This window comes from Streptomyces sp. NBC_01717 (assembly GCF_036248255.1).
In the GTDB taxonomy this organism is placed as follows: domain Bacteria; phylum Actinomycetota; class Actinomycetes; order Streptomycetales; family Streptomycetaceae; genus Streptomyces.
Genome location: NZ_CP109178.1, coordinates 825,987 through 849,608, shown reverse-complemented (window position 1 = coordinate 849,608; position 23,622 = coordinate 825,987). Strand labels below are relative to the sequence as shown.

Here is a 23,622-nt window from a genome sequence, read left to right as displayed (position 1 = left end):
CGACAGCGCGGATCCACGGGACCACCGCTCGACGGCCCTTCCCTGCCCCCCGGAGGAACCTGCCGCATATCCCACATTACGGGTGCCAGGAAGGCCGGCCGACGGAGTCCTCCGGAGCCCCGTGAGGGGCAGGTTGGCTAGGGTCACATCCGGCCTTCCTGGCTGGACGCGGAGTTCACAGCCCGACCGGGGGCCCGCCTGCACGCCCGTACTGTAGCGATCCTGATCGCAGCTCTTAATTAGCAGCGAGGGCGAGCGGCAGTACCGGTGTCCCGGGCTACCGCTCAAGCCCGATCGAGCCTGCTTGAACGGTGCGTGCGTTTGACAGCGAACCCGGTCGTTCAGGCTTCCTTGTCAGCGAACCTGGTCGCTCTTCGGCCCTATGCCTTTGATCCTGGTCGGAGTTCCGTCCGGGGCGAATGAGTGGTGGAAGGTGAAGGCGTGCGGCGCGGAGCCGTGGTCGTGGAGGTGTTCCAGCCTGGAAACCCCGTCCCGCCAGGTGGGTATCACGCCGTCGGAGACCCACCAGCACACGTAATTCGGGTGCCCTGTCCTCTCGAACCAGTCGTAACGCCTGTTCAGCGCCTCACGGTGCAGACCGGTGTAGACGGCATCGAAGGCGGGGCGCAGGTCGGTCCAGAGTGAGAGTGTCGCGGCCAGAGCGGTGGTATCCACCGTATGGCCCTTGCCGTACCAGGTCGGTACGGCGAACTCTCCCCATGCACCCCAGTCCGCCCCGAAGAGCATGCCCCGGTCACCGTCTGCCACTTCAGCACGCGCGAGGTACCCGGGGTGCTGACTGATCTTCCGGTAGACGGCCTCACCAATGTTGTAGAACTCGCGCGTGAGAGGTGCGGGATCGGCGAGAGGTGACTTCAGGACGCCGAATGTGTACAGAGCAAGATGGGGCATGCGTCTCTCCCTGGTTGGGGCTGCCTGGCACGGACCCGGTTCGGTGGCTTACGCATGGGGGCGAGGGTTCGTGGGGCGTGACCGACTCATCCCGTCGCGGGTGGCTCAGACTGAAGGAACTCCTGTGCGACCGTGGGCGATCGCCGAAGACCAGGTAAAGGTAGCTGCCTCTGCGGGCCATGTCGAAGTTGCGTTTTCCCTGTCCAAGTGGCCTCTTGCACCGGTCATTGCGGGGGCTGGGGCGGTGACGGGCGGGGCAGACTGCGGGGTACCAGTGAGCCACTTCGGCCGATCGGTTCGCCCGCCATGCCCGCCGGCATCGTCCCGTTCATGAACCTGGCTACCCAGGTCATGAGCCAGGAACCCTACGCGAGCGCCAAGCGCGTGTTCTGGATCGTCGACAACGGCCCCTCCCATCGCGGTCAGAAGGCGGCCGACCGGCTCACCGCGGCGTTCCCGAACACGGTCATGGTCCACACTCGCGTGCACGCCTCCTGGCTCAACCAAGTCGAGATCTACTTCTCTGCCGTCCAGCGCAAGGCCCTCTCGCCCAACGACCTCACCGACGTCACCGAGGTGAGGGACCGGCTCCGAGCCTTCGAAGACCGCTACAACGCCACGGCACAGCCGTTCCAGTGGAGGTTCACCACCTCCGACCTGGACGATCTGCTGGCCAGGCTCGACCGGCACACCGCCGATCACCACGAAGAATCCTCTGTCGCGCCGGCAGCGTGAACAACCCCCGAAGGATTTACGGCGCCGACCACTAAGCGGCCTGGGCGAGGTTCGCTTCGGTACGGCCGTGCCCGATAGGGGCGCCGGGATCAGCGGCGCACTTCGCCGCGCCCGCTTGGCGCCGTAACCCGAAAAAGCAGTGGCCGCGCGGGCTCAAGGCCACATACGTTCGCCTCCATGGTTGACGCAGCTTTCGGGCATCCGCGCCTCGCCGCCATCTACGACTTACTCGATCCGGACCGCAGCGATCTCGACGCGTATCTCGCGATGGCGGAGGAGTTCGGCGCGCGGTCCGTGCTGGACATCGGGTGCGGTACGGGCGTGTTCGCGCTGCTGCTCGCCGAGCGCGGGATTACGGTCACCGGGATCGATCCCGCGTGGGCGTCCGTCGACGTCGCGCGTGGCAAGCCGGGCGCGGAGCGGGTGCGATGGCTCGACGGCGACGCGGGGGACCTGCCGCCCATGCAGATCGACCTGGTGACGATGACCGGGAACGTCGCCCAGGCGATCGCCGATCCGCAGGCGTGGCGTACGACGCTGCGCGGCGCGTACGAGGCGCTGCGGCCCGGCGGGCGGCTTGTCTTCGAGACGCGCGATCCGGCGCAGCGCGTGTGGGAGGAGTGGGCGGAGTGGACGCGCGAGACCACGTACCGCATGACGGACATCCCGGGCGTCGGCCACGTCGAGACATGGGCCGAGCTGACGGACGTGAGCCTGCCGCTGGTGAGCTTCCGGGGTACGCACGTGTTCGCTTCGGACGGGGACGTACTGCCCTCGGAATCGACACTTCGCTTCCGCGAACGTACGGAGATCGAGCGGGACTTGCTCGAACACGGCTTCGTCGTCGAGGACGTACGCGACGCACCCGACCGGCCGGGCAGGGAGTTCGTGTTCGTGGCGCGGCGCGGTACCGCGGAGCCCGTCCCTCCCGGAATGCCCTAGGGAGCGTGCGCACCAGAGCACGTGCGGCTCGCGGTCTGGTTCTTCTACTGATCACGGAACTGGATTCTGCCCCTCGACATAGCTTGACTTCCCCATCGGGAAGCCAGTTGAGAGAGGGTGGCGCGCCCACACCATCCGCCCAGCCGGCCTCGCTGTCAGCGCTCTGTGTCATTATGCCGACGCGTCCCAGGGAAGTGGGCCGCGGTCTGCTGATTGCCAGGGGGTTGGGGATGGGCGCGGGTACGGAACCGGACGGCTCGTCCAGGTCCGACGAGGAGTGGGAGCGGTTTCTGCGCGAGTCGGTGGCGGGTGCCGCCGACGCGCCCAAGGAGCCGTCGGCGCGGGCCCGCGACGTGGCGAAGCGGCTGCGCGCGGAGCCCAGCCGCGACCTGGAGGGCTGGCGCAGCTACACGCACACGCGGCCCAAGCAGCGCACGGGCTGGTACGTGGTCGGGCTGCTGGCCTCGCTGGTGCTGCTGGTGGTGGCGCTCGCGCCGGGGCGGATAGTGGACCTGTTCGCCGGCGACGACCCTGACGCGCCACCGCTGGCGGCCGAGACCGCCCGCCCGACCCAGGTACCTCCGACGGAGGCGGCCCAACCCCCCACCATGGACAAGCCCTTCCGCGGCTCGCCGGCGGCGAGTTGGGCGAGCGGAGCGGCGGGGATCACCGTGCCGAAGGCCGGGGCGGTCGGCTGGATGAGCGCGGCCGAGGTCGAGCGGGCCCTCGCCCGCAGCCGGGAATTCCTCGTCGCGTCCGGCCTGGACCGCGGGGTGCTGCGGGGCGAGCACCCCGAGAAGGCGATTGCACTGATCAACCCGCACCAGAAGGATGTCCAAGACTTTCTGAAAACCGCTTTCCGAACCCCGAGCGAGAAGAACGACCCCCTTCTCCTCTTCAGCCGCTTCCAGCCCTCCCGCACCCACCTGGTCGGCGACGTCGTGAAGACCCGGGGCCGGCTCACCTACCGGGAGGGCGAGCGCGGCGCGCTCCAGGTGACCGCCGACGTCACCTTCGTCTACCCGGTCACCCGCGCTGACGCGGGCGGCGACGAGATCGTGCGCACGATCGTCCGACGCGAGCTGGTCCTGAGCTGGGACGACCCTGACAAGGTGATCACCGAGCCGGGCACGTTCTCGATCGTCTCGTACAAATACGACATGACCAACGGCGGCTGCGGCGCCCCCACGGGCTACTTCACCCCGCCCTTCGGCACGGACCGCCGGGCGGACGAGGCCGGCACGGTGGTCGACCCGTACGACCGCAGCGCGCCGGTCGGGCGGGGCGAGTCCTCTGGGGACGAGTGCGCGAGGGCGACACGGTCCTAGCGGGCGTTACTCGGTGGCGGCCACCCCAACCCCGAGGTCGATGAACATCCAGCTGCCGATCGGGGTCGGCCGGCGTGCCCTCGTGGCAGTCCAGGCAGTCGTCCCGGTAGGGCTGCCAACGCTGAACAGGACCGATCGAACCTGAGTCACCGTGCTCACCCAGGCTGCTCGCCAGCCACGCGGCGAGGCAGTAGCGGCTGGCGGTGGGCCCCAAACGCTTGAGGCGGCGCAGATGCGCAGCCAGTACCTCCTCGGCTTGGGGGTAGCGCGCGAGGGTCATGCCCATGCCTTGGCTGTAGGTCATCACCAGAAGCAGCCTGCCGGTGTGGTCAGTGATGTCGGCATCCACGCAAGGTCCGGTGATGGCTTCATGGAGGCCGGCGGTCTGAGCGACGTTGCCGACGAAGTACGCGTTGAGGAAATCGCCATCGCACGCCCTGCGGAGGAGCCAGGGCCGAGCAACGGGATCGTCGAGCCGGCAGAGGGCTTCCACGACGTAGACCCGTCCCCAGCCGGTAACTCGATCAGCGAGCCAGAGGAGAGCCTCGGTGCCTCCAGGCCGTCTCTCCAAGGTGTGTGCTGCAAGCGGACCGAACCGGTTGGACAGCAATCCAATCGTTTGGATCAGGGGAATGTCGTCGACCGCTCCCACGGAGGCGATCAGGGCGAGCCCCACGGTTACTGAGCAGCGGTCGGTAGCGTGTCGGATCAGCCACCGACCCGTCTCGCGGACGCGTTCCCTGTCCGCCCGCTCAGCAGCGGCGGTGATGTGTTCGTTGGGGTGAATCGGGATGTAGACGTCGTGGAACGCGTCGGCCAATTCGATTGGAAGAGAGGTGCTACGCGCGAAATGCCTGTCCAGAATGAGCGCTGCGTCCTTGCCTGCCAAGTGTCGGTCCTCCGGCGGCTTCGGCCGAGGGCGCCGACGGTGCAACGCATCGTCGGGATACGGTTCCCCGTCTCTCGGCAGTGGCTCTTCCGGGGCCAGCCGGTGCAACTGCAGCGCGTACTTGAAGAGTGGTGTCCGTGATTCGGGCAGCCCTGGCCCGATCGGCCCGCTCATCGGCGGGCGGAGGACTCGATTCTTTTGATCACGGCCCTCAGCATGCCATCACGGCCCTCGATGCAACAGGCTCTAGTGGTGTTTGTGCTGGTTGGGCGCGTTGCCGCTTCCCGGGCGGTCAAGTGGCCCATAGAGGCGCCAGGTGTCGATGCAACGGGAGTTGCGGGCTCAGCCAGCCGGGGGACCTCCTAAGCGGATACGCCGGAAGGCCAACCGGCCCAATGGCGGCCGAGCACAGGGCCGAAGATGCCATCGTCCAGACCGCATACAGCGGGTTCATCCGCCACACCCTGGCGTGCGCCGAGTGCCGCACGGGAGGTATGGACTGCACGGACGCCAGTGAGTTGCGCCGGGTGTACCGGGCGGCGAAGCGGCGCGCGGGTCCATGACGTGCTGCCGGTAGCAGAGATCGAGGGGGTTGTCCCGCTTGAGTGCCGGAATGCTCACAGCCTCGACCTGAACCCCAGCGCGCCCTGCAGCGCTTCGGTGGCCATCTGCACGGTGGCAGCGACCTGCGCGTCGATGGGACCGAGTCCGGAGTCGACGAGCGAGCTGACGTGGACGGGCCGGTCCGGCGGCGCGCCGGGCAATCCCGTTCTGGTGTCGACCCCGCGGAGTGTGCGCGGTGGGCCGGGCAGAGCGTCCAGGTGCAGGCCAACCGCCTCATCGAGCAGTCGATGAAGGAGTGGCATCGCGTCAGCCGGGGCGGGGCGCCCGAGGGGGTGAGTCGGGATTTTGGTCCGCGACTGGTCCGGAACGGCTGGTCAGGAGCGGGATAGTTGTGGGAGAAACTGGGAGTTATGGCAAAACAGGCTCTGGTCTGAATAGGTCGAGTGAAGGGCGCCTGACCGGTAAAAGACATGGTCAGGCGCCCATTGTTGTGCCCTTAGAGGAACCCCAGCTTCTGCGCCGAGTAGCTCACCAGCAGATTCTTCGTCTGCTGGTGGTACACATTCCGCACCGCTGTTGACAAGCGAAAACACCTTTCCTGGTGGCCTTCTGGCGAGACCTGGTCCGGGAATGGCCCGGATCTCGGAGCGACCGAGCGCTCGGCGTCGGTGCAACCCAGCCCGGGCTGGCACCTGCTCAAATGCGGGTGCGACACCGGCCTGTCCGGGGTCAGTACGAAAGCGATGGGCAAGCAGTTGCCCTCTGCTGCCAAGTGGACCTTGGTGGTAAGCCCTCCTGATCTCGGGCCCCGAAGCATCCGGGGCCCGGGATCAGGCATGTGGCCTCAGCGGAACCGGTAGGCGTTGAGCACGGTCTGAGTGACCGTGCCCCCGTCCGAGTCGCGCGCCGTCACACGTAGTGCGGCGCCGCCGCGCTCCGGGCCGGACTCCGGGTTGACGAGCGTGCCCGCCCAACTCCCGCCCGGGCCGCGGGAGACTGGAGCGGCCACCCATGTCGCACCGCCGTCGAAGCTGACCTCCGCGGTCATCTTCGTCACCTGCGGTCCGCCGTCCGCGCTCTCGGTCCTCACGACGAGCGGCAGTTCACTGGCGTACGGGGTCCCGTTACCCCCGTCGAGGCGGCCTGGCTCGATCCGCAGACTGGTCAGTGGCAGCTCCTGGACCCGGCCGGTGTGCCCGGAACGGAAGGTCCACTCCGTGGTGACCCGGGCACTCGTCGGCAGGATCCAGCCGCTGCGCGACTGATCGAGTGTGAGGCGGTACGTGGCCCGGCCATCGGCCAGCTCGGCGGTGAGATCGGCTCCCGCCGGCCCGACGGGCCGGGTCACGAGCCGGTCGGCGCCCCGGTCGAGTGTCAGGGTGCCGGTGCTCTCGGTGGCGCCCGCGTGGCCCGACACCGGGTCGGCGAGCAGGTTGCCGAGCCGGATGCGCATGGCGTCGCCCTCGCGGACCGCCTCACCGGCGGCAACCACCGGGCCCAGTGCGGAGGCGCCGAAGGTCTCCTCCTCACCACCGGCGAGCGCGCGGGTGTCGCTCATGGCGAAGCCGCCACCGGTCAGACCGGACCAGCCGATCAGGCGCACCCACTCCAGTCCGGGCACGGCGTTCTCGACGTAGTGCGTGGTGACCGCTGTGGGCGGGGTGACGGTCTGCCGCAGTCGTACCCCGCCCTCTCCTGGATACAGCGGCGCCATACGGATCACGGCCTGGTTGTTGCCGGTGTAGGCCTGGGCCCGGTAGACGGTGCGGACGGAGGCCAGAGCGGCGAGCGAGGCATGGTGCGTCTGCTCGGCGGGCACCTCACCGGACCGGACGTCGACGGTGTCGGCGCGCCAGTTCTGGGTGGGGCTGGCCTTGCCGGGGACGAAGACCGCGTGATGGCGGTAGCTCAGCCCGGCGGCCCGCGCGGACGGGACCATGGTCACCGTCGAAGGGGACACTCCGGTCGACCAGTTGACGCTGATGCCACCGATGCTGCGTTCCAGGTCGAGAGCCTGGAAGTCGAGCTTGGCGGCGGGGTCGTCATCGAGGACCGCGTCCAGCTTGTGTGTCTCGCGGGCATCGACCGTAACGGTCTGCGTGCCGGCGCGCACCGTCACCGGGACGTTCGCCATGACGGCGACCGCCTTGCCGTCGGTCGTCTTCGTTCGTGCGTACACCGGCATGGTGTAGTCGCCGGCGGGAAGGTGAACGGTTGCCGTTCCCTCGGAGGCGACGACGTAATCCGCCTCACCGGTCCGCATGTTGACGATCTGCCACACCTGGCCCGGGAGCGGCTGCCCGTCGAAGCCGACGAAGCGCACTGTGAGGTCACCGGCCTCGGGTTCGACATAGGCGCCGACCACCGTGCGTACGGTCCCGCCCCCTGCGACCTTCGCCGTCAGCACCCCTGCGTACGAGCCGGGGCGGGCGCAGCCGATCCGCAGGTCGACGGAGGCGGTGCCGTGCGCGGGGACCCGCAGGGATCGCCGGCCGAGGCGTATCGCGTCGGCGTCCTCGGCCAGGGCGAGGGTCACGTCACGGTCGCCGCCGTTGCGATAGGTGACCGTGCGGCTCGCTTTCTCCGTGCCGTACGGCACCTTTGTGCTGGTGTTGCCGGGGGACGCGGTGACGGTGGCGTCCACGGCTGCGGCGACGTCGAGTTGTCCCGCACCGGTCTCGAAGGCGGTCGCCCGGTCGCCGGACGCCGAGCTCACGAGTGCGTCCTTCAGCTGCTGCCCGGTCCAGTCGGGGTGTTGCTGGGCGAGGATCGCGGCGGCGCCCGCGACATGCGGGGTGGCCATCGACGTACCGGACATCGTGGCGTATCCGCCGCCCGGGGCGGCCGCGGTAATGCCGACGCCGGGTGCGGCGATCTCGGGCTTCACGCCGTGGTCGCCGATACGCGGGCCACGGCTGGAGAAGCTCGCGAGGGCGCCCGTCGAGTCGACAGCGCCGACGGTGAGCGCGGCGTCCGCACTGCCGGGTGAACTGATGGTACGGGCCGCGCCGCTGTTCCCGGCCGCGATGACGAAGAGGGTTCCGGTGGTGGCGGACAGCGCGTCGACGGCCGCTTCGAGGGGGTCGGTGCCCTGGGTGTCGGTGCCGCCGAGGCTCATGCTGACCACATCGGCGTGGATGTCCTTCGCGGCCCACTCCATTCCGGCGAGGACAGCGGAATCGGAGCCCTGGCCCGCCGAGTCGAGAACCTTGCCGATGGCCAGGGAGGCGCCGGGCGCCACCCCGGGGTGGGCGGCTCCGCGGCCGGCGACGGTGGCCGCGACATGGGTCCCGTGGCCGTTTCCGTCACCCTCACCGGTGCCGGTGAAATCCTTCGATACGGAGATGGCACCCGCGAGGTCGGGGTGGGTCGCGTCGGCACCCGAGTCGAGAACGGCGACCGTGACGCCCTTGCCCGTGAGCCCCCGGGACCAGGCGTACGGCGCGCCGATCTGCCGGGTGCTGGTCTCGTCGAGGACCTTACGACGGCCGTCGAGCCACAGCCGGCTGTCGTCGTCCCCGAGGGTGTCCTTCCACACCTCGCCGAGATCCGGCTTGGCGACCGCGCCCGCGGTGAAGCCCAGGGCGGGCAGCGAGCGGGCGGCAGCCGGGCTGCTCCGGGGTGCGCCGTCAGCGATCAGGGGGAGCGTGCGGCGTTCGTCGTCGCCGTACTTCATGCCCAGCAGCCCGGTCACGTCGAAGAGCCGCGGGTCCACACGTCCTGCGGCGATGAGGGGCTGCGCGTCGGCGGGGACGACGGAGACGTGACCGTCCTTTCCACGCAGGGTCGCGTACGGCACGCCCTCCCGACCCTTCGCAGGCTCGATCGAGGTCAGCTCCTTGCCACAGGGGCCCGCCGCGGGCCGGACCGTCACCGTGTCCCCGGTGACGAGGGTGACCGAACGACCCCCCGACATGGTCCGGGTTCCCCCGCAGTGCGTGTCGTCGACGTTGATCGCGCCGTGGTTCAGGAGGGCGCGCGTTCCGTCGTTGTAGGGGGTGCTCGCGTCGGCAAGGGGGGCCAGGGCGAGGGCGGGTGACGGACCGATGACGACGGTCGCCGCGGTGAGTACGGACGCCCACGCGGCGGATGTGCGCCGGGGCGATCGAGGCGGGTGCATGGGTGTGCTCCTCCAGCGGCGGTACGGGAAGCCCATCGACCACGTCCGGTACAGCAGCGGGCGGGCGACGCAGCACGCCGCAACTTAGGAGGAGGCCGTTACAGCGCCATTACCACTGCACCGCGCCCCCGGGGCCGCCCTCACGAGCGACCACGGCCCGCGCGAAGGGGCGCCTTCCGGAACGCCCTCGGCGGGACGAACACTCATTCAGGCGTCAGGGAGGCGGCGCCGTCACGCGGAGGTCCGGCGGTGAGGTGCCCCGGCTGACAACCGGATCCGTCCGTCTTGGTGGGGGATCGCGGCGGAACACCGGCTGCGGCTACGTTGTGGAAGATGCCGGGCTATGGACGTCTGGAGTCTGGGCCCCGGGCCTGGATCGACACCAAGGGCACCTCGGTCGTGGCGTTCGGTGGCCTGGACATGGCCCGCACCGTCGTCGCGGTCGCCCCCGGCGGAGACACCACCCTGTCCGACGAAATCGGTATCGTCGGCGCAGCCCGCGGCTACGACGGACACCTTTAGTCCTTGACGGCGGCTCCGGCTCCTTGGGCGCGAACGACTGGGGAACTCGCAACCTGCCACCTCACCCCGACCGCGTGCACCCCACCGAGCAGCATCTCCTTGATGACCCCGGCCTGATCCAGAACACCGAGCCGTCTCCAGAGAGACGGAAACCGGCCGCCCGCCAGATCAAGGCCTGGCCGCCGCCCGCGCCTTCCACCATCGGGAAGGACACCTCGACGGTGAACCCGTACGTCTCGAACAATGGATCAGCAACGCCCGCCGCCGCAAGGATCGCCCGCCCACCGAACGGATTCGCGCGCTCGACGCTCTCGGCCTGCGCTGACAAGCGGGGCTGGTGGGAGGTGGGGGCGGCGGGATCGTTCGGTTCTGGCGGCAAGCACTCTCAGCTGCGGCAGGACGTCTCGCGACCTGCGCACGGAAGACAGCAGGAGCCCGGTCTGACGGCGGGGCCCCCTTGCGGTGACTGGGTGATGGATCTGCTGGGTGGTCCGGGCTACCGCTGCGAGGCATCGCAACCCGCCCGAAAATCAGTGGAGCCACACCCCCGTGGGCTGTTAGCGTCCTCCCGCCCACAGTCGCCCTGTCAAGGACGTGCCGTTGTACACCAAGTGAGACCCCCGAGCGCTGATCCGTCGCGCGTCGCACATGTGCGCCGCGCTCCTTTTCGCTGCGGTCTTCTCACTGGAAACCGGTGTATTTCTGTGTCCAAAAACTGGGTGGCCGTGCCCACCCGCATGCCGATTGTTCTCCGCCGTTGCCACAGGTGCGCCTCCGGGCGCTTCGAGGCGAACGGCAAATTCCGCGTCAACTCGAACCACAAGCCTCTCGACGCACGGTTCCTCGCGCGGTACGCCGGGTTCGGCCACACCAGCGAGCTCACTGTCCTGGAGCGGATGAAAGTGCGTTCCGTTCGACCCGAGCTCCTGAACCTGCTGCACGACAACAGCCGCGGCCTGGCAGCCGAACTGCTCCAGGACCAGGTCGTACGGCGTCGCAACGTGGGCGGCTCGGGTCGAACCGAGCGGCCGGCCTGGCAGTCGCCGTACGGTCCGCCGCCGCACCGGGCGCACCGCGGCCGGTGGGCGCCAGCGCCGGTGTTGGCCAGGTCTCGGTCCGCTTTGCGGAGCGGATACCTGTGCGGCCGGTGCGACTGATCGCCGAAGGTTTCGGCTTTTCGCGAGCCGAGGTCGAGAGACTGCTCGCCGAGGGGAACCTCGTGTCGACAGTCCGGCTGAGCGGCAGGCTCTCGGGCGCTTTCACCTTCACGCTCAAGCGCTGAGTCCTTCCGGCCCGGGGCCTGTCCGGCAGTATCCGATCCGCCGGACAGGCCCTAATCAGCGTGACCTTGGCCCGGAAAGGGTGCCCACCTACCTGACCAAGGTTGGCGGGTACGACCCCGCCACGGCAGGCAGACTGGCCGCCCTGCCGTCCGCGCTCGGTACGCTCGCGATGCTCGTCCTGCCGTTGCTCTCCGGTCGCTGGATGCGCCGGGGCGCCACACGCCGGTGCGCCCGGAGCATCACGGCCGGCCTGCTCGCGATCGTCAGCGGTTGCTGCCTCATGGCCGCTTCAGCCGTTCCGGCCGGCCCGCTCCGGCTGGTGCTGCTGTGCCTCGTCTTCGGGCTGCCCGTCGCCGGGGTCCCCCCTCATGTACGTGGTGAACGCCGAGATCTCGCCGGTCCGACTGCGCGGCGCCACCTCGGGACTGTGCGTCGGCATCGTCACCTTCGGCGGCATGTTCGCCCCGGTGGTCCTGGGCCGGCAGCTCGACTCCGCCGCCACCCCCGCCGCCGGCTATCAGGCAGGCTTCGCGCTGACCGCCGCCCTACTCGTCGTCGGCGGCATCGTCGCCGTCATCGCCGTCAACCCGGAGCGCGACGCGCGCCGGACCGGCACGCGCACATAGAAAGCGCGAGTCCGCAGCGGTGGGGGCCGGGAGTGGGGGACGACTCCCGCCCGGCCGCAGCCTTCCCAGGGTCTGGCGGGGAAGCTCGTCCGGGACATCCCAGGACGGGGACGTCATCGAAGTGCAGACCCTCGTTGGAGCGTGGTGGCCAACGCTGATGCCTGGTCGACGGTGTAGAGAACCGGTGCTGCCCTGCGAGCGCCTGCCGGAGCGAAGCCGTGGATAGACCAATCGCCTGCCGGTCCGCAGTCGTGTTGGGGCTGTTCGGGTACCCGACGCGGCGTGACGGTCCATCGGCACGCTGCGTCGGGAAATCTGGGCGGCGGAGGTGATCTTTGTGGCGGACGAGGACCCGATGCGCCGAATGCCGGCGGGTGGAGACGCGGGGGACTGGGTGGGAGGGGCGATCTTGAACGCCTTGTTCACCCAGTCACCGGTGGGACTGCACGTTCTGGATACGGAGCTGCGGGTGGTGCGGGTTAACACCGCCACGCGGGGCATGCGCGGCGTGGCGGCCGAAGGCCTGCTCGGTCGGCATTTCGCCGAGGTCCGGGTGAGCGTCGCCAGGGTCTGGGCGGGAGAGAAGCAGGTCACCGCGCATGGCTGGATGCGGGTCCCCGGGCCCCCTTGACGTATCCGCCGTGCTTCGGTCTCCACCTGCTCCCACCGGGTGCCGCTCTGCGCCATGGGTTCCTTGCACGACAGCCGATCTATGCCGACAGGCCATGTCCCGTACATCGCGCAGTTCACTCAGGCCTAAAGCATTCATGACTTGAAGATCGTTTCTTCGCCGGTGTCGTCTCCCGTCTTTGCGCTCACCGTCGCCCCGTTTACCGCCTGCAGGACGGCCGGCATCGACGGACATGAGGTGCACCCGTGAAGTACGAACCCCTTGCCGAGTGATCCAAGAAGGGAACAACACTTCATGAAGCGACGCGATTTCGCCGCCGCCTTGACCGCGGGCGTGGCCGCTCCCGCACTGCTGAGCGCGACCCCTGCGAGTGCGGCCGACCGCTCCGCCACCGGTCTGCTCCCTCACATGCGTGCCGTTCTGGCCTCGGAACTTGACGACAGGAACACGGCCGAAGTCCTGATCCCGCATGTCTACGACGTGGGCCTCGACTGGCATCCGGAGACGGCACCGCCGGCGGAGTGCGACTTCGTCGTGGCGTATGCCTTCGGCAACCGCCCCCCGGTCGGTGGCGGCGACCCGACCAAGGTCCGCTACGAACCGGGCCCGGTGAACGAGCAACTCGCGGACACGGTTGCCAAGGTCCGTGCCCGGCGGGATGTCCCCGTCTATGCCCAGTGGGAGATAGCTCGCTTCCTGGACTCCAAGTACGGGATGTCCGACGTCACGTCGATGGAGCCGGTGATCGCGCCGGACGGCTCAATCACCTATCTGAGCACCGACGGGGTCGCCGCCCAGGTTCTGGAGGCCCGCATGAAGGCCCCGGGCGGCATCGGCACTGCCTGCGTCATCGGCTTCCGCGACCACCACAAGCGCTGCGTCCAGACCACCCGCGACCGGGGCATGAAGGCGTACGCTCCGCACGGCTTCGCCATGCCGCACACGTACGACTCGGAGTCGGGCCAGGCCTGGACCCGCCGCCGTGACCTCTACCTCGTACACGACATGCTGGCTCAGTGGACGGTCCTGCACGCCAAGCAGATCGCCGAGGCTTACCCGAACGGCTGACCAAGCGCTGACGGTCGCACTCGGATGCCGCCCTACGCGGCGCCCCGCAGAACCTCGAACGCTTCCCTCAGCAGCGCGGTGAAGTCGTCGACGGAGCGATGGTCCGCGTCCCCGGTGCTGTCGGAGGAGTAGGCGATCAGGGCGCCGCGGACGGCGGCGACCGCCGCGCAGGCCAACGGAGTACGGTGGGGCTTCTTTTCGTGGCGTGCGGTTGGACTTCGCTGGCGACCGTCCCGGACGGACTCGGAGTCCTGTCCCGGGGTGGAGGCGAGGATCTGCGCGCGCTCGCGAATTTGGGGGGCTGGCTCTGTACGCGACAGGGGACAGCACATCATCGCCGATCACGCCCGCCGCGCCGCGGTACTTCAGTGCCGGCTGATCTGCCTGGTCCACAGCAACGACCCCAACATCAGGTTCGAGCCCGTCGTCGCCACACCCCGTCACGTGGAACAGCGACGAGTGGGCGGACAGTAACCGCAGCTGAGGACCTGGCACCCGGGGAAGATCACCAGCGCCGCCAACTCTCGGCTCCACTTCACTCCGCAACGGCTACCGGGGAGGCCGCCACACTCTCCGGGTGCGACATGCCGCCACTGGCGTAATCGGCTCGTTGGGACGGTTGGCGGTGCCAGGCTGTACGGGTTGATCGCTGTCGTGTGCGGAGCCCCGTGTGTACGAGGTGATGAGCGCTATCGAGCGGATCGCCCTTGTGTCGGGGTGTGTGTTGGGCCGGGGACACGGTGAGCCGAAATGCGTGGCCGGGGTGTTGAAGACGCGGACGCTGAGGGCGTTGTGCCGGCGCCTGGCCACCGAAGGCGAGCACCGGGCCACCTGGCGGACAGCTCGGGGAGACAGCCGCCCTGTGAGTTTCCCGAGGCAGCAGGACGAAGGGGATGCAGGCAGCGATGATCGAAGGCGCGAGGAAGCCGAGCAGATTTGAGGTGGACCGGTCGGAGGGGTTTGGTGAGCGGTTGCTGGGTGTGCTGCTGGACCGGGCTCACGAGATGCCGCCGCAGTTGATCGCTCCGCTCGTTGCGGAAGAGGTGGCCAGGGTCGGTGGTCGGGACCTCTCGATCCTCTTGCAGGACTACGAACAAATGCTGCTGGTGCCGTTGCTGGGCCGTCGGCTGACGGTCGGTGACCCCGAACCGGTCGAGGACTCTCCCGCCGGCGAGGCGTTCCTGAGCCGCAAAACGGTAGAGGTGCCGCAGGACGGCAGTGTGCGGATGTATCTGCCGCTGCTCGACGGCAGTGACCAGATCGGGGCGATGGCCGTCACCCTGGACAGCGTCGATGACGACGACCGGCGGTTGCTGCGCAGACTCGCCGGCCTGGTCGCAGACATGATCGTCACCAAGGACGCCTACACCGACCTGTTCTTCCAGACCCGTCGCCGCGCCCCGATAAGTGTGGCCGCGGAGATCCAGTGGTCGTTGCTGCCCCCGCTGTCGATGACTGTTCCGCAGGTTGAGGTGGCCGGGATTCTTGAGCCCGCGTACGACGTGGCCGGCGACAGTTTCGACTACGCCCTCAACGGCGACATCCTTCATGTGGCCATGATCGACGCGATGGGCCACGGCCTGGACGCGGCGACCATGGCGACGGTGGCCATCGGCGCCTATCGCCACACGCGACGGGCCAAGACCGGTCTGTCCCAGGTGTACGCGTTCATGGACAAGGCCATCAATGAGCAGTTGGGCCCCGACCACTTCGTCACCGCACAGATGATGTGTCTGAACATCGCCACGGGCCGGTTGCAATGGGTCAATGCAGGCCATCCGGCACCGCTGCTGATCCGTGACCGCGCTGTGGTGGACCGGCTGGAGAGCCCCACCACATTGCCGGTCGGCTTCGGCGGGGAGCAGCCGACAGTCAGCGAGCGGATCCTGGAACCCGGGGACCGGTTGCTGTGCTTCACCGACGGCCTGATCGAGGAGCACCAAACCGGCGGCGAACAGTTCGGTGAGGAACAACTCATCGAGTGCACCAATCGGATCCTCCGTGACCGCACTGCGGTCAGGTCGGTGGTGCGTGGGCTCTCGCACGCCCTCAAGCAAGAACGAGGCGACGTCACCAGCGACGACGCGACCATCTTCCTCATCGAGTGGCGGGGCGGCGACGCCGATCACCTCGCCACCCTCGATTGAGCCGACAACCACCCGCGCCGTGCCCGGTGCAGGGCGACCGCCCTGGCAGCCGGGCCCGAACGATCTGCCCTTCACCACCCACCTGATCAACCCGCAAGGTGACCGCCATCTCGGCTTCAACGATGTCGAAGGTCGGTACTACCGGCTGTGGCAGCACAAGGCCCCCGAGCGGCTCCTTACCGGCGACGCCATCTTCCTGCGCCCCAGCGACATCAACCAGATCATCAGCTACGCCAATGACTGGGTCCGCAACCACCCGGAAGATCCCCGCGGCTACGAACTCATCGACGAAGTCGCCGCCGGCTCGAAGGCGGTCGTCATGCACTTCGCCCAAGCCGCACAGGCCCCCGTACAGCGCTGACGGGCTGCCCCGCGATTGATCTTGAGGCGTGCTGGCCCGGGGGGTTCGGCTGGGCTGGTGTTCACTCGCAGGTCGGCTCGTTACTCGTACCGGTACTTCAGCGAGTCTGCCTCCGCCTGCGTCCTCGCTGATCACCACGCCGAAATAGCCGGGTCATATCCACCGTCGACGCAGTTGACGAACGGGTGAAACAGCGGGTACAAGCACCGGACGCCGAGGATCTGGTGACAACAAGCCTGCCTTTGTGACACCTGTTGCGCTTCGGCTCACCTCCGCGCAAAAACTGAGCGCCAGAGTGGCTTCCCAATGGAGAAGTCAAGCCCTGGAGCCTGGTCTGAGCTCCCTTTGCGCCGCGTCCAGGTAGGACTCACGTCGATCAGCGCGTCGGGAAAGAAGCCAGAGCAAGATCCCACTGGTCAGCCGAGTGTAGGAGCGCAACCGTATCCAGCCGCACCTCCACGACGTATTGGTAGATGTCCGTTCCGTCGTCACCCTGCTGCCATGGGGGAGCCGCCTCCAAAGACAGGTGAACGCGAAGCACTGCCCCACCCTCGCTTCGGTTGGCGAGGCTAAAGGCAAGGACCGGTTCGACGAACCACGTGTCCGGGGACAACTCGCCTTCGGCATCAGGTTCGGTCACAGTCACCGTGCCCGCTGCCACCGCCCGCAGCCATGCGGCCACCTCACGCGCTTCATCGACCAGCAGGCACGGATCGGAAAAGGACCAGCTGCCCTCGGCGGTCGTCAATGCGCCACTGATGACCAGCCAGTTGTCGTCATATGAGCAGCCTCCGACCAGGGGGAACTGATAGCGCAGCGGGCGGAGCTCGACACTGTTTGCGTGATCACTCAAAAGCACTGCCACAGGATGACACGGGCTCTCCCAGCTCTGCACAGCACCGGCCAATGATCATGGTGCGGCTCTGACAGGCGGTGGCATGACCTCGCAGAGACGCCGATCACGAATGAGGGCCCACAGGACGTTGACGCGACGGCGAGCGAGAGCGATCACAGCCTGGGTGCGGTGTCTTCCCTCGGCTCGTTTGCGGTCGTAGATGGTTCGGGAATTGAGGTCGTAGCGGACGCTGGTCAGGGCGGACATGTAGAAAGACCGCCTGGATGTGACCGGGGGGTGGAGCCTTCCCGGCGGCGAAGCGGTCCTGCTGCTGCGTGCCGTCATCGCCAACGGCGACTTCGAGGAGTACTGGCCCTTCCACGTGCACCGCGAGTACAAGCGCACCCACGCCGGGCTCTACCAAGAGCAACTCGACATCGCCGCATAACCGTTCAACATCCGCTCACTCAAGGAGACCCGCACCCTATGCGTCACGGGCAGGTCCGCGCGGCTGGCGGTGTCGGCGGTCAGATGGCGCAGGACCTGGTAGACGCAGGGCATGGCCCACAGTTCCTGAGGGGACGAGGCCTGCGCCAGCGCCTTCGTGTCTTTCAGCGCTGGGCAGGGCCTGTCCTGCCGACGCGGCGGCAAGTCCCTGGAACCTCCCTGGGACAGGTGTGAAAGTCCTTGAAAGGTCCGGGGAAAATGCCGCACGCTGGCAAACTCCTCGCCTGGCTGCACGGCCACACATACGCCCTGGGAGCGACCGTGACCGCCATCGTCATCACCTCGCCCTCCCTGACGGTGCGGGCGTCGCCGCGTACGTGCCCGGGGCAGAAGGCGTCACCTGTCGTCCGCCCCACAGGCATGTCTCATGCGGAACCAGCGCGTGCCGTGATGCTCGAGGCGCGGATCGGCCGCCGCCTCGCCGGACGCGCGGGAGGCACAGGCGGATGCACGCACCGCCCGAGGTCCGGCCAGGGCATCGACCTCGCCGCAGAATGCGATGGGTGACAGCCACCCCAGGATGACGGCCTGTCGGCCATGTGGAAGCGCACCGACAGGGCATCAATTCGCAGGCGGACACGGCAAACGCTCGCGGTCACCACAGCAACAAGCTGTAACTTACAGCCAGCGTTCACCAAAGGCTCGTTGCGGCGTCATTCGCACGTATTGGTCGACCTTTTTGCTCGGGTGTGCGTCCATGATCGACATGGGCGCAGCAGGGGAGTTTCCCCCGCTTCCTCTCTTGACCCGAGGTACCAATGAGATTGATGGTCTTGAACCATCGGCGTACGAGACCATGGCTGGTCGTACTCGCCACAGCGACCGCACTGGCCGCCGCACCGGCCGTCGCGTATGCGGACAGCGGCCCAGTCGCGCCGGTCGTCGTTGCTCCGGCCAACGTTGATCCGGTCACCGGTGCTCAGACTACCGGTGCGCCCGTCACCGGTGCGCCGGCCAGCGGTGCGCCGGCCAGCGGTGCGCCGGCCAGCGGTGCGCCCATCACCGGCGGAATCCCCTTGATCAACACGTCCGAGAAGATCGGCCCGGGGATCGACCTCCAGCACGTGAAGGCGCTGGACCAGAAGGGCTGGTACGACGCGCAGTTCCTGAACGTGGACCTGTCCAACCGCGCGGTCGGCACGGATCTGCTGACCTCCGGGCCGGTCGCGTCCGGCGGGCCGCTCAGCGTGGCCGCCAACAAGGCCGGTGCCGTCGCGGGCGTCAACGGCGAGTTCTTCGACATCGGCGCCTCCAACGCGGCGCTCGGTGGCGAGGTTCAGAACGGGCAGCTGGTCAAGTCCGCCGACATCAGCGGCCGCCAGCACGTAGGCGTCAGCAAGGACGGCATCGCCCAGCTCGTGGACCTCACGGTCAACGCGAACGCGAACTTCGCGGGTGCGGACCACAAGGTGCTGTCGCTCAACGCTGCGAACGGCGGCGGGGTCCCCGCGGACGGTCTGATCGCGTTTACGCCGGCGTGGGGCGACTACAGCCGCAACGGCGGCCTGACGGGCGTGCCCAACGACCAGATCGCCGAGGTGCTGGTCAAAAACGGCTCGGTCGTGTCGGTCACGCCGAACGGTCCCGCGGGCTCGGGGACGATCGCGGACGACAGCTTCGTGCTCGTCGGGCGCGGCGCCTCAGCGACCGCGCTCCGCACGCTGCAGCCCGGCGACCCGGTGAAGCTCGACTACGATCTCGCCGACAACGCTGCCAGGACGATGAAGTTCGCGCTCGGTCACGGCGGCACCATCGTCTCCGGCGGCAAGGTCGTCAGCGGCCTCGACACCTCGATCGCTCCGCGCACCGCGCTCGGCTTCAAGGACGGTGGCAAGACGCTCGTGCTCGCCACCTGGGACGGACCGGGCGGAACCGGCAAGGGCGGCGTCGGGATCGACAAGGAAGCGCGTGACCTCGCCGCGATGGGTGTGGAGACCGCGGTCAACCTCGACGGCGGCGGCTCCAGCACGATGGTCGCCCGCGCGCTCGGCGAGGACGCCGCGACCGTCCGCAACGTCCCGTCCGACGGCCATGAGCGCAACGACCCGAACGGCGTGGGGGTGTTCGTCGCGAAGGGCGACGGCAAGCTGGACCAGCTCCTCGTCAAGCCCGCGCCGGGTGCGGCGTCGGCCGATGGTGGCGTGAAGGTCTTTGCGGGGATGCACCGTGCGCTCGTCGCGGAGGGCGTCGACGACCACCAGACGCCGGTGACGGTCGACCCGAAGTCCGTGCGGTGGTCCGCGAACGGAGCGCCCGTCAAGGGCGGCACGCTCACGGCCCCGATCAAGGCGCACGGCACGCTCACGGTCAGCGCGCACGTCCGTGGCGAGCATGCGCAGCAGAAGGTCTCCGTCCTCGGCACGGTGAACAGCGTGGAGATGTCGTCCCAGCGCCTGTCGATCCCCGACGCGACGCCCGACAGCGTTGTCACCGTCTCGGTGACCGGCCGCGACGCCCAGGGCTACACGGCTCCGATCGACCCGCAGGACCTCTCGCTCGACTACGACCACAGCGTCGTCGACATCAAGTCTGTGGACGGCAAGCTGAAGGTCACCCCGCTCACCGACGCGGGCACGATCCTCACGGTCTCGGTCGGCGGCAAGTCGGTCCAGCTCCCGATCACGGTCGGTGTGCAGACCAAGACGGTCTACGACTTCGACGACGACGTGCTCGCCCGCTGGCGCAACAACAGCACCGCGGCCACGACGTTCTCGGTGGACCCCGACGGCCTGCGGATCGACTTCAATGCGATGCGCAACGTGGGCATCACGGCGACGTCGTTGGCCGGGCGCATCCAGGTGCCCGGCCAGCCGCTGCGCCTGCGGGTGCGGATCAAGTCGAGCATTAGCGTGCCGAACGGTCTGACCTACATCAGCTACGTCGATGCGGACGGCAAGAGTGGCGGCGTCTACGGCACCGGCCTGACCGCGAGCGACAACTGGCAGAACGCGTCGTTCACGCTGCCGGCGAACACGAAGTTCCCGATCGCGATCTCGGGCTTCCAGGGCATCAACACGAGCGTCGCGCAGCAGAAGGCGGGCATGTTCGTCCTGGACCGCGTCGAGGCCGACATCCCGACGTCGATCGACCTGCCCGCCCAGCCCGACCTGCAGCCCGACCCGCTCGTCTCCGACGACGGCTCGCTGCTCCAGGGCCACGACACGTGGAAGTTCGCCACGCTGTCGGACGTGCAGTTCACCGCCGACAACCCGGCGCTGACCCAGGTGGCGACGGCCGCCATCCAACGGATCCGCAAGACCAATCCGGACCTGATCGTCCTCAACGGTGACATCACCGACCGCGGCCTGTCGCAGGACCTCTCCCTTGCCCGTAAGGTGCTTACCGACGCCGGGTGCGACCTCGTCCCGGTCGGCCAGGAGCCGGCGGCGAACAGCACGCCGGACCCGAAGGCCGGCTCGGTCCCGTGCTACTACGTGCCGGGCAACCACGAGTCCTACGGCCTCAACAACGTCCAGTCCGACCTGTCGAACTTCACCAAGGAGTTCGGCCAGCCGTACCGGACGTTTGACCACAAGGGCACGCGGTTCATCTTGCTCGCCAGCTCCCTCGGGTCGCTGCGCCAGACGGCGTGGGACCAGCTCCCGATGCTCCAGCAGGCGCTCGCCGACGCCAAGAAGGACCGGTCCGTGGGCAACGTCATGGTGTTCGCCCACCACCCGGTGGACGACCCTGCCGAGACGAAGTCCAGCCAGCTCGGCGACCGCGACGAGGTCGCGCTCATCGAGCACATGCTCACGGACTTCCGTGACTCCACGGGCAAGGGCGCCGCGATGGCCGGATCCCACGCCCAGATTGCCAACGTCCACCGCCTCGAGGGTGTCCCGTACACGGTGCTGCCGTCGTCGGGTAAGGACCCGTACGGCACGCCGGACCGCGGTGGCTTCACCGGGTGGGTCGACTGGTCCGTCGACGCGGACCGGAGCGCGAACCAGCAGTGGCTCGAGGCCGATGTGCGCGCCTTCGCGCAGTCCATCACGCTCAACACCCCCGCTTCGGTCATGGCCGGCAAGACCGCGGCTCTCTCGGGCAGCATCGTGCAGCCGCAGGGCGTTGGGACGGGCACCCGTGTGGTGCCGCTGCGGTACCCGATGTCGGTCCACTGGAGCGGCTCGTCCAACCTGGCGATCGGCAGCGGGAAGCACGCCATCGACCAGGCCCGCCACAAGGGCAAGGTCGCGATCCTCGACCCGCAGACCCGGACGCTCACCGCGCTGCGCACTGGCTCGGTGACCGTGTCGGTGACGAACGACTCGATGCGCGCCTACACCGACGACAGCTCGCTCGCGCCGATCACGACCTCGAAGACCATTGAGGTCCTGCCGGCCGCGTCCGAGTGACACCACCATGGGCACGCAGCCGTTGTGGATCGGCTCCTGAGCGGTCCGGTCCGCCGCGCGCAGCGACCTGGCCGGGGGCGAGCACGCACGTGCTCGCCCCCGGCGCCCGTTTTCCGGCCGTGGCGCGCCTCGGAATCCTTCCGCCTCCCGCCGGCAAGGTCCTCCCCGACGGCACCTACCTGAGCGAGCTGCGCGGCAGGGGCACGAGCGAGCGGATGCGGTACGGGTCATCGAGTACACGATCACCACGACCACCCTCGGCCCGGACGGCGCGGTCGAGGAGACCTCGGAGGTGTTCTGGCTGATCACTACGTTGCTCGACCCCATGCAGGCCCCGGCCGGCGAGCTTGCCGAGCTGTACGCCGCCCGCTGGACCAGCGAAACGATCTACAAGAACATCAAGATCGAGCAGCGCGGCGGGCGCACTGCGACCCTGCGCACGAACAGCCCCGTCCTGGTTGAGCACGAACTGTGGGCCATGCTCTGCGTCTACCAGGTCCTGCGCCATCTGACCGCCGACACCGCCAGCCGCGCGGGCCTGCCCGTGACGCATATCAGCTTCAAACACGCTCTCGCCGCCGTCCGACGCACCGTCGGGCCGGACTTTTCCCCTCGGAAACTGGCCGCCAAGCTCGCTGACGTCCAGGCCGACCTGATCCGTACCGCCGTCAAGCCCCGCCCAGGACGCGCCGCACCCCGCCACCAAGCGCAGCGGCACCGGCTACCGCACCCTACGTGCCGACGAGCCGGCCACCGCCAGGGTCACCCACACCACCAACCTCCAGCCGGGCCTCGGCGGCCTCCCTCGCTGCGGCAGATGAGGACCCGTCGTGCGCCACGACGGGCCAATTCGCGTGCGACGCAAAGCGGATGCCGTTGTTGGCAATGGTGACTACCGCAGTGCGGCCGTTCGGGTCGGGGATGTCGCCCGCGTACCAGCCCGTCATAGCGGAGCTTCTCGCTGGGGAAGTGTGTCGCCCCAGCCTACGAACCGTCAGGCCGATGATCCACTGTCGACGACCAGGTCGGTGCCGACCACCGCGCCGGCCGCGGGCGAGGCGAGGTAGAGCACCGCGGCTGCCACTTCTTCGGCCTGCGCGACCCGGCCTAGCGGGTTCTCCGTCTTCACCCGCTCGGCACGGTCGGCCTCGGTCTCGCCGGGCCGCAGCGACATGGGAGCGGCGGAGGCGCCCGGGCTGACCCCCTGCATCACGTCGGTGTCAGACATCGCCCTTCCCGCTCTGGAGGAACGACAGCACGCCCGACACGGCCGCCTGCGTGATGGTCAGGCAGGTTCGGTCCGCCCCCTGCAGGAGGAGGGCCAGCGCCAGGTCGGTTGCGTCTGCGACGGCCTGAACGGCGAAGCCGGCCTTCGGCGACCCCAACGGGCTGCTCTGCCGTACCAGTGCACCGCGTTCGCTGTCACGCAACTCCTCCTCACAGGGGGCGACGCTGAGGTAGGTGTAGTCCCGCTCCCCGAGCCTGATGCCGATGCCGCGACCCTTCTTGCCGATCGATCGCCGGTTCCGGCGGAGGATGGCGGTGACCCCGCCGACGGTCAGCTCGGTCAGCTCGTCGACCGCGATCAGTCCCTGTTTCGTGGCGTCCGGATGTGTGATGGAGCCCTCAGGCAGACCGGCAGCGACCAGTACTGCCCTCCGGGGAACCGTGCCGACGGTGATGGTGACCTCCCCGGACGGCCCCGCCGTACCGGTGAGGACGACGAACGTGGTGCGCTGCTCGGAGGGACGCAGCGGCATCCGCCGTACGAGATCGAAGGTGAGAGCGGACATG

Annotated in this window: 20 protein-coding genes and 4 pseudogenes; 15 read left to right on the top strand and 9 right to left on the bottom strand. The window is 68.6% G+C overall.

From position 1 onward, the window contains the following. Window positions 1-354: 354 nt before the first annotated feature. The gene (locus OHB49_RS04145) at window positions 355-912 is read right to left on the bottom strand and encodes a DUF3291 domain-containing protein (RefSeq protein WP_329157991.1); all 558 of its coding nucleotides are present in this window, start codon (window positions 910-912) and stop codon (window positions 355-357) included. Window positions 913-1,242: 330 nt separating this feature from the next. Here OHB49_RS04145 and OHB49_RS04140 point away from each other — a divergent pair, with 330 nt between their 5' ends. The 4 genes from OHB49_RS04140 (at window position 1,243) to OHB49_RS04125 (ending at window position 4,602) form a co-directional block, all read left to right on the top strand. Further along, a complete protein-coding gene (locus tag OHB49_RS04140) occupies window positions 1,243-1,647 on the top strand; it encodes a hypothetical protein (protein ID WP_329157990.1) in 405 nt (134 codons plus the stop codon). Window positions 1,648-1,824: 177 nt separating this feature from the next. Then, window positions 1,825-2,589: a class I SAM-dependent methyltransferase gene (locus OHB49_RS04135; protein ID WP_329157988.1), complete on the top strand. Its 765-nt coding sequence runs from the start codon at window positions 1,825-1,827 to the stop codon at window positions 2,587-2,589. 230 nt (window positions 2,590-2,819) lie between these two features. Further along, complete coding sequence (locus tag OHB49_RS04130; protein WP_329157987.1) at window positions 2,820-3,917, top strand: hypothetical protein; 1,098 nt, start codon at window positions 2,820-2,822, stop codon at window positions 3,915-3,917. Window positions 3,918-4,149: 232 nt separating this feature from the next. Beyond that, window positions 4,150-4,602, top strand: a complete 453-nt coding sequence (locus tag OHB49_RS04125) for a hypothetical protein (RefSeq protein ID WP_329157985.1) — start codon at window positions 4,150-4,152, stop codon at window positions 4,600-4,602. Between the two features lie 821 nt (window positions 4,603-5,423). On the opposite strand, the gene OHB49_RS04120 is transcribed toward OHB49_RS04125, so the two are convergent. Next, complete coding sequence (locus OHB49_RS04120; protein WP_329157983.1) at window positions 5,424-5,672, bottom strand: hypothetical protein; 249 nt, start codon at window positions 5,670-5,672, stop codon at window positions 5,424-5,426. A 542-nt stretch (window positions 5,673-6,214) separates the two neighbouring features. Next, entirely contained in the window at window positions 6,215-9,490 is a 3,276-nt protein-coding gene (locus OHB49_RS04115; protein WP_329157981.1) for a S8 family peptidase, read from the bottom strand. A gap of 333 nt (window positions 9,491-9,823) precedes the next feature. Between OHB49_RS04115 and OHB49_RS04110 the strand changes: the two genes are divergently transcribed. The 6 genes and pseudogenes from OHB49_RS04110 (at window position 9,824) to OHB49_RS04085 (ending at window position 13,620) form a co-directional block, all read left to right on the top strand. Further along, entirely contained in the window at window positions 9,824-10,012 is a 189-nt protein-coding gene (locus OHB49_RS04110) for a hypothetical protein (RefSeq protein WP_329157979.1), read from the top strand. 175 nt (window positions 10,013-10,187) lie between these two features. After that, a complete protein-coding gene (locus OHB49_RS04105) occupies window positions 10,188-10,337 on the top strand; it encodes a helicase associated domain-containing protein (protein ID WP_329166356.1) in 150 nt (49 codons plus the stop codon). 379 nt (window positions 10,338-10,716) lie between these two features. Next, window positions 10,717-11,294, top strand: a pseudogene (locus OHB49_RS04100) (DUF1062 domain-containing protein). Window positions 11,295-11,663: 369 nt separating this feature from the next. Continuing rightward, the gene (locus OHB49_RS04095; RefSeq protein WP_329157977.1) at window positions 11,664-11,921 is read left to right on the top strand and encodes a hypothetical protein; all 258 of its coding nucleotides are present in this window, start codon (window positions 11,664-11,666) and stop codon (window positions 11,919-11,921) included. A gap of 337 nt (window positions 11,922-12,258) precedes the next feature. Beyond that, the gene (locus OHB49_RS04090; RefSeq protein ID WP_329157974.1) at window positions 12,259-12,552 is read left to right on the top strand and encodes a PAS domain-containing protein; all 294 of its coding nucleotides are present in this window, start codon (window positions 12,259-12,261) and stop codon (window positions 12,550-12,552) included. Window positions 12,553-12,846: 294 nt separating this feature from the next. Next, window positions 12,847-13,620: a hypothetical protein gene (locus OHB49_RS04085; protein WP_329157972.1), complete on the top strand. Its 774-nt coding sequence runs from the start codon at window positions 12,847-12,849 to the stop codon at window positions 13,618-13,620. A 32-nt stretch (window positions 13,621-13,652) separates the two neighbouring features. Here the strand turns inward: OHB49_RS04085 and OHB49_RS04080 are convergent, their stop codons facing one another. Next, complete coding sequence (locus tag OHB49_RS04080; RefSeq protein ID WP_329157969.1) at window positions 13,653-13,796, bottom strand: hypothetical protein; 144 nt, start codon at window positions 13,794-13,796, stop codon at window positions 13,653-13,655. Between the two features lie 729 nt (window positions 13,797-14,525). Between OHB49_RS04080 and OHB49_RS04075 the strand changes: the two genes are divergently transcribed. Together OHB49_RS04075 and OHB49_RS04070 are read left to right on the top strand one after the other, a co-directional pair. After that, window positions 14,526-15,767, top strand: a complete 1,242-nt coding sequence (locus tag OHB49_RS04075; RefSeq protein WP_329166355.1) for a PP2C family protein-serine/threonine phosphatase — start codon at window positions 14,526-14,528, stop codon at window positions 15,765-15,767. Window positions 15,768-15,786: 19 nt separating this feature from the next. Beyond that, window positions 15,787-16,128, top strand: coding sequence for a hypothetical protein (locus OHB49_RS04070; RefSeq protein WP_329157967.1), 342 nt, complete (start codon window positions 15,787-15,789; stop codon window positions 16,126-16,128). Window positions 16,129-16,504: 376 nt separating this feature from the next. Here OHB49_RS04070 and OHB49_RS04065 read toward each other — a convergent pair whose 3' ends face one another. Further along, window positions 16,505-16,987: a WapI family immunity protein gene (locus tag OHB49_RS04065; protein ID WP_329157965.1), complete on the bottom strand. Its 483-nt coding sequence runs from the start codon at window positions 16,985-16,987 to the stop codon at window positions 16,505-16,507. Between the two features lie 51 nt (window positions 16,988-17,038). Continuing rightward, window positions 17,039-17,275 (bottom strand): annotated as a pseudogene (locus OHB49_RS45775) (IS110 family transposase); the annotation flags it as partial. Between OHB49_RS45775 and OHB49_RS04060 the strand changes: the two are divergent. The 3 genes and pseudogenes from OHB49_RS04060 to OHB49_RS45770 all read left to right on the top strand — a co-directional run. Beyond that, entirely contained in the window at window positions 17,250-17,411 is a 162-nt protein-coding gene (locus OHB49_RS04060) for a hypothetical protein (protein WP_443079701.1), read from the top strand. The pseudogene OHB49_RS45775 and the gene OHB49_RS04060 sit on opposite strands and share 26 nt — an antisense overlap. Window positions 17,412-18,237: 826 nt before the next feature. Further along, a complete protein-coding gene (locus tag OHB49_RS04055; protein WP_329157963.1) occupies window positions 18,238-21,828 on the top strand; it encodes a phosphodiester glycosidase family protein in 3,591 nt (1,196 codons plus the stop codon). A 67-nt stretch (window positions 21,829-21,895) separates the two neighbouring features. Beyond that, window positions 21,896-22,261, top strand: a pseudogene (locus OHB49_RS45770) (hypothetical protein); the annotation flags it as partial. A 298-nt stretch (window positions 22,262-22,559) separates the two neighbouring features. On the opposite strand, the gene OHB49_RS04045 reads toward OHB49_RS45770, so the two are convergent. The 3 genes and pseudogenes from OHB49_RS04045 to OHB49_RS04035 form a co-directional block, all read right to left on the bottom strand. Next, window positions 22,560-22,775, bottom strand: a complete 216-nt coding sequence (locus tag OHB49_RS04045; protein ID WP_443079486.1) for a hypothetical protein — start codon at window positions 22,773-22,775, stop codon at window positions 22,560-22,562. A 47-nt stretch (window positions 22,776-22,822) separates the two neighbouring features. Then, window positions 22,823-23,038 (bottom strand): annotated as a pseudogene (locus OHB49_RS04040) (SDR family oxidoreductase); the annotation flags it as partial. 10 nt (window positions 23,039-23,048) lie between these two features. Beyond that, window positions 23,049-23,621, bottom strand: coding sequence for a hypothetical protein (locus OHB49_RS04035; RefSeq protein WP_329157959.1), 573 nt, complete (start codon window positions 23,619-23,621; stop codon window positions 23,049-23,051). Between the last annotated feature and the right edge of the window lies 1 nt (window position 23,622).

Excerpts from the sequence above, each read along its gene's own strand:
- OHB49_RS04055 (WP_329157963.1), top strand. The coding sequence starts at position 18,238 with ATGGTCTTGAACCATCGGCGTACGAGACCATGGCTGGTCGTACTCGCC.
- OHB49_RS04120 (WP_329157983.1), bottom strand. The coding sequence starts at position 5,672 with ATGCCACTCCTTCATCGACTGCTCGATGAGGCGGTTGGCCTGCACCTG.
- OHB49_RS04135 (WP_329157988.1), top strand. The coding sequence starts at position 1,825 with ATGGTTGACGCAGCTTTCGGGCATCCGCGCCTCGCCGCCATCTACGAC.
- OHB49_RS04075 (WP_329166355.1), top strand. The coding sequence starts at position 14,526 with ATGATCGAAGGCGCGAGGAAGCCGAGCAGATTTGAGGTGGACCGGTCG.
- OHB49_RS04035 (WP_329157959.1), bottom strand. The coding sequence starts at position 23,621 with ATGTCCGCTCTCACCTTCGATCTCGTACGGCGGATGCCGCTGCGTCCC.
- OHB49_RS04085 (WP_329157972.1), top strand. The coding sequence starts at position 12,847 with ATGAAGCGACGCGATTTCGCCGCCGCCTTGACCGCGGGCGTGGCCGCT.
- OHB49_RS04130 (WP_329157987.1), top strand. The coding sequence starts at position 2,820 with ATGGGCGCGGGTACGGAACCGGACGGCTCGTCCAGGTCCGACGAGGAG.
- OHB49_RS04125 (WP_329157985.1), top strand. The coding sequence starts at position 4,150 with ATGCGCAGCCAGTACCTCCTCGGCTTGGGGGTAGCGCGCGAGGGTCAT.
- OHB49_RS04095 (WP_329157977.1), top strand. The coding sequence starts at position 11,664 with ATGTACGTGGTGAACGCCGAGATCTCGCCGGTCCGACTGCGCGGCGCC.
- OHB49_RS04110 (WP_329157979.1), top strand. The coding sequence starts at position 9,824 with ATGCCGGGCTATGGACGTCTGGAGTCTGGGCCCCGGGCCTGGATCGAC.
- OHB49_RS04115 (WP_329157981.1), bottom strand. The coding sequence starts at position 9,490 with ATGCACCCGCCTCGATCGCCCCGGCGCACATCCGCCGCGTGGGCGTCC.
- OHB49_RS04140 (WP_329157990.1), top strand. The coding sequence starts at position 1,243 with ATGAACCTGGCTACCCAGGTCATGAGCCAGGAACCCTACGCGAGCGCC.
- OHB49_RS04145 (WP_329157991.1), bottom strand. The coding sequence starts at position 912 with ATGCCCCATCTTGCTCTGTACACATTCGGCGTCCTGAAGTCACCTCTC.
- OHB49_RS04045 (WP_443079486.1), bottom strand. The coding sequence starts at position 22,775 with ATGACGGGCTGGTACGCGGGCGACATCCCCGACCCGAACGGCCGCACT.